This window comes from Bradyrhizobium sp. P2_E8 (assembly GCF_056403875.1).
In genome coordinates this window covers 1-4,946 of record NZ_JBFUES010000566.1, presented here as the reverse complement: position 1 = coordinate 4,946, position 4,946 = coordinate 1, and the positions used below count along the sequence as shown (strand labels likewise).

6 protein-coding genes are annotated in these 4,946 nt (G+C 60.9%); 4 read left to right on the top strand and 2 right to left on the bottom strand.

Annotated features, from left to right (window positions below; translation table 11 throughout):
• The first annotated feature begins 10 nt into the window (after window positions 1–10).
• The 4 genes from arsH (at window position 11) to AC1D00_RS26590 (ending at window position 3,072) form a co-directional block, all read left to right on the top strand.
• Entirely contained in the window at window positions 11–730 is a 720-nt protein-coding gene (arsH, locus tag AC1D00_RS26605) for an arsenical resistance protein ArsH (RefSeq protein WP_477012696.1), read from the top strand.
• 174 nt (window positions 731–904) lie between these two features.
• Complete coding sequence (locus AC1D00_RS26600) at window positions 905–1,231, top strand: ArsR/SmtB family transcription factor (protein ID WP_477012695.1); 327 nt, start codon at window positions 905–907, stop codon at window positions 1,229–1,231.
• An 82-nt stretch (window positions 1,232–1,313) separates the two neighbouring features.
• The gene (locus tag AC1D00_RS26595) at window positions 1,314–2,486 is read left to right on the top strand and encodes an MFS transporter (protein ID WP_477012694.1); all 1,173 of its coding nucleotides are present in this window, start codon (window positions 1,314–1,316) and stop codon (window positions 2,484–2,486) included.
• A 34-nt stretch (window positions 2,487–2,520) separates the two neighbouring features.
• Window positions 2,521–3,072: a hypothetical protein gene (locus AC1D00_RS26590; RefSeq protein WP_477012693.1), complete on the top strand. Its 552-nt coding sequence runs from the start codon at window positions 2,521–2,523 to the stop codon at window positions 3,070–3,072.
• 160 nt (window positions 3,073–3,232) lie between these two features.
• On the opposite strand, the gene AC1D00_RS26585 is transcribed toward AC1D00_RS26590, so the two are convergent.
• Window positions 3,233–4,021 (bottom strand): sulfite exporter TauE/SafE family protein, encoded by a 789-nt coding sequence (locus AC1D00_RS26585; RefSeq protein ID WP_477012692.1) that lies wholly within the window; start codon window positions 4,019–4,021, stop codon window positions 3,233–3,235.
• A 197-nt stretch (window positions 4,022–4,218) separates the two neighbouring features.
• Window positions 4,219–4,946, bottom strand: a 728-nt coding sequence (locus tag AC1D00_RS26580; protein ID WP_477012691.1) for a molybdopterin dinucleotide binding domain-containing protein, incomplete at its 5' end; no start/stop codon positions are given.

Below are 4,946 nucleotides of genomic sequence, written 5' to 3'. Positions count from 1 at the left end.
GAAGTGATTGATGCCTGAGTTGTCTGATCTGCCGAACCTCTCTTCGTCCACCGTATCGCTTCCTGATCTCAACCGTCTAAGGCCCGTACCGTCGACGCACAAGCCGCGGATCCTGCTGTTGTACGGATCGCTGCGGCAGCGCTCGTTCAGCCGCTTCGCCGCCGAAGAATCCGCACGCCTGCTGGAGGCGTTCGGCGCCGAATGTCGGATCTACAACCCGTCCGGATTGCCGCTGCCGGACGACGCGCCGGTGGATCATCAGAAGGTCGCTGAATTGCGCGAACTTTCGGCCTGGTCCGAAGGACAGGTCTGGAGCAGCCCGGAACGTCACGGCAGCATAACGGGCATCATGAAGGCCCAGATCGATTGGATTCCGCTGGCCATCGGGGCCGTGCGCCCGACGCAGGGGAAGACGCTCGCTCTCATGCAGGTGAGCGGCGGCTCGCAGTCCTTCAACGCCGTCAACCAGCTTCGCGTGCTCGGCCGCTGGATGCGCATGATCACGATCCCGAACCAGTCTTCCGTGGCAAAGGCCTACGAACAGTTCGACGATGCCGGCCGCATGAAGCCGTCGCCCTATTACGATCGCATCGTCGACGTGATGGAAGAGCTGATGAAGTTTACGCTGCTGACGCGCGACTGCTCGGCCTACCTCACCGACCGATACAGCGAACGGAAGGAAGAAGCGGCGAAGCTTCAGGACCGCCTCGCCTTGGATAAAGCTTTGTAGAGCCGGCGGCCCCGACGCTGGGTCCGGTTCTCTGCCTTCCGGTTTTGTGCCCGAGACGCTCGCAGCTAAGGTTTTAGGCGGAAGCCGAGATCAGGTCGCCGGGGCGCCCAACCATAAAACTATGAAACTAGGATTGTAGTTGTATATAGCTTTCGAATTTGCGATAAGTGGGTCATGAACCGGAAGCTCGCTGCGCGATGCCTTGCTGAGCTGGGCAATCTGACCCGTCTCGATATCTATCGGCTGCTGGTTCGGGCCGGACCGCCCGGCCTGAACATCACGGACATCCAGACCCGTCTAGATGTACCAGCCTCGACGCTCGCTTTTCATCTGCGCGGGCTGGTCGGCGCGGGTCTCGTTGCGCAGGAGAAAAATGGTCGTGCGGTGACCTGCCGAGCTCAATACAATCAAATGGACGCGGTCATCGAGTTCTTGCGCGCGCATTGCTGTGAAGGCTTTGAAAGCGATTTGCCGGCGGCGGCAACTCGCCGCGCGAGTTGACGCTTTGCGGACGGTGGACCAGCGAAGTTCCGCTTTCCACTATGGCTGGATCATATTGGGCGCGGGCACGTTTGGCTCTTTCATGACATTGCCCGGCCAGACGGCGGGCGTTTCGGTTTTCATTGATCCGATCACCTCCGATCTCGGCATTTCACGTACCTCCGCCTCGATCGCTTACGCCGCTGGAACGCTGGCGGGAATATTGCCGGCTCCGGTGATCGGCCGCTGGATCGATCGCCGTGGGCCGCGCCTCACTGCGACCATCATCGCCAGTGGCCTTGCCTTGGCCTGTGTGTTCATGGCGACGGTTCAATCCGCAATGACGCTGCTCGTCGGCTTCGCACTCCTGCGAGGCACTGCGATAGGCGGCCTCAGTCTCGTCAGCCAGCAGGTGGTCAACTTGTGGTTCGTGCGACGACGCGGAATCGCCGCTGCGGCTGCCAGTCTAGGACTGGCAGCCGGTTCCATGACCTTCCCGAAACTAATCGACGGTCTCATCGCGCTTTCCGGCTGGCGAGGCGCTTATCTCGCCCTTGCCGGGCTTGTCGCATTCACCATTCTGCCGGTCGCCGCCGCGCTGTTTCGCGATCGGCCAGAGAAGTTCGGCCTTAGCACGGACGCCGGGCTACCACCCGCGGCTGAGGGACCGCGCGACGAGCCGTCGTTCACTCGCGGGCAAGCGCTCCGCACCGGCGTATTCTGGCTACTGTGCGCGGCCGGCTTTCYGACCAATGCCATCGGCACCGCTCTCTTGCTCAATCACTTCTCGATCATGCGGACCGCCGGGATCGCACACAGCGACGCGCTGCTGCTGTTGTCGATCCTTGCCGGAGTGCAAGCTCTTGCGACGCTCGGCACCGGATTTCTGGTGGATCACTATGAACCGCGCCGCCTAGTTCCGTTTGCGATGTTCATGCTTGCGCTGGGGTCGGCTCTCCCGGCGTTCGGCAGCGGAATCGCGGTCAGCGTGCTGTACGCGCTGAGTCTGGGCGGGGCGTACGGCTCGCAGCAAGCGATCAACGCGGCCGGCTACGCGCAGTATTTCGGCCGCGACCATCTCGGCGCAATCAGGGGAGCGTCGTTCGTCTTCGGCATTGCCGGTGCGGCGTTCGGTCCGCTGCCTTTTGCGGCAAGCGTCGAATGGTCGGGAAGCTATGCGACCGTGCTGATCGGTTGCTTTGCACTATGCATCCTGTGCGGTGTCGGAGCATTGGCCGTAAAACGACCGTCCCCGCCAGCCGAACCGATGATGTAGGGGGAGACGGAAACTACGCAAGGGAGGTGTAGAGATGACCATCGTGGCGGGCATTGAAATTCCTTCGACCGACCCCGTCTTTCTGGCGGTGATTTTCGGGGCGCATATTCCATTGGGATTGGCTTGCGTGGTTGTTGGCGCAATCGCAGTGTTGAGCGAGAAAGGGCGGGGACGTCATTCGAAGTTCGGAACGATTTATTTCTGGTGCCTGCTGGCGCTCTTCGCTTCCGCCAGTTTCCTGTCGCTTATGCGCTGGGCCCAAAACCAACACTTGTTCATTCTCGGAGCGACGTCGTTCGCATGCGCCTGGATTGGGCGCACGTCTCTCCGACGTCGCTGGTCGTACTGGACGAGGGTACACATCGCAGGCATGGGGCTTTCATACGTTCTGATGCTGATCGCGTTCTACGTTGACAATGGAAAGCAGCTTCCCCTTTGGAAGGACTTGCCTCACTTCACCTACTGGCTGATTCCACTAGCTGTCGGCGTGCCCCTCATTGTCCGTTCGCTTCTATGGCCGCCACTCGCGCGAGTGCGCGGCGGAATTCCAATTGATGCGGCAAGACGCGACGACGCGATAATTTGATGTCCGACGACGCGCTTCTCCCGTCGGCCCTCGCCTCGGTTCTTGAATGCCAGTTTAGCTTCTGTCAGGAGGCGACGGAAATCATACCTGTCGGCACCGTCTCGGTGGACTGATGCCCGCAGGACGGGCAAACGAGCACGGATTCAAGCTGCATGACACTTCACTTAGCATTGTGTTGCCAGACTTTGACGGCAGAAATCAGCAGGATGGCCGCGAGCGCGGGAAGCAACACTGCGCTCGGTACGATACCCAGCAGTAGGCCGCCGATGAACGTACCGACTACTGAACCGGCCGCCATGGCCAACAGAAACCAGCGGTTGGCTTGCAGGACACTGAAACTCTGGTCCTGACTGTATCGAGCGAATCCTACGAGCATAGTCGGCAGGCTCACGGCCAGCGAAAGGCTTCCGGCCAACTTCACGTCAGCTCCGAACAGCAGGATCAGCGTCGGGATCAGAAACTCCCCGCCGGCGACACCAAGGAGCGACGCCACCACGCCGATCGCAAATCCAGCGACCACGCCGGCCAAAATCTGCGGGCCTCCCGACAGTGACGGCACGTTGCCGCCTGCGGTGTCATGAGCAAAGAGCAGAACGACCGCGATCAGCACCAGCAGCGCGGCAATGATCTTGTAGAGTGATTCCGATTTAAGCCGCGTTGCCCATGCTGCGCCCGCATATGCACCGACCAAGCTCCCCGCCAACAGGTTCAAGATGATCGGCCAATGCGCGCCGATCTCGGCGAAGGGCACAGTGCGGGCACGAAACGGCAGCGCAGTCGCGACCACGATAAGACTTGTCGCCTTGTTGAGGATGAYGGCTTCAAGCCCACGAAATTTGAACAGGCTGATGAGAAGCGGTAGCCGGAACTCAGCACCGCCGAGACCGATTAGGCCACCAAGCGTGCCGATAGCCGTGCCGGCGCCGAACGCTGCGAATCTGTTTTTCATGGGACCACGACGGAAAGGCGCACCGGGGCGATGCAGATTTGCCCATGATCCGTCGTGGCGGGGAGCTTCACGCCTGCTTACGGCAGGCAGTGGGGCATACCGCACTCTAACCACAAGCGAACAAGCCCGCAACTCAGAACTCTGTCGCTGCGTCGAGACCATGCGGGCTCTGRTAGACTACCAGAGCCCGCCGCGCCTCAGGCCGTGTACTCGATCGACTTGAAGCTGAGGTGCTTCACGCCCTCGGGAGCATCAGCGATCTTCCGGATCGCACCCCATGTCTGCTTGTAGTTCGGGATGATGAACTCGTTGACGCCGGCCGAGACCACGTTGCCCTGCACGCCGGTCGGATAGGCGAACAGCATGAATGTCTGCTTTGGCTTCGCCGTCGGGGTCGGATAGGCCATCGCCTGGGTCGAGCCGTTGTCGTTGTAGACTTCGACCAGGTCGCCCTGCTTCAGCTTCAGCTCGTCCATGTCCTTCGGATTCATCTGGATGTATGGGTACGGCATGCGGTCCATGACGAACTCGTTGTCCTGGTCGAGGTAGGCATTCTGCCAGATGATGTTGGCCCGGCCGTTGTTGATGAGGAATGGCCACTTCTTGGATTCCTCCTCCTTGCCGGCTGCCTGGAGGCCGCGCCACTGCGTCTCCATGAACTTGGYCTTGCCGTCCTTGCTGCCGAATTTGCCGTCGGTGAACAGTCGCTTGGTGCCGACGATCTTGCCGTCCTTGAAGTCGGTCGCCGGCTCCTGGAATCCGTTGGTTCCCATCGCGCGCAGGCGTTCGTAGGTGACGAACTCGCCGCCCTTTTCGTGGCCGTGGTAGCCGTCCATGAAGGCGTCTTCCTCGGTCTTCCAGTCGAAGCCCTTGAACTGGTCGGCGTACTGAGCCTTGCCCTGCTCGCGCAGCACCCGCTCCATGT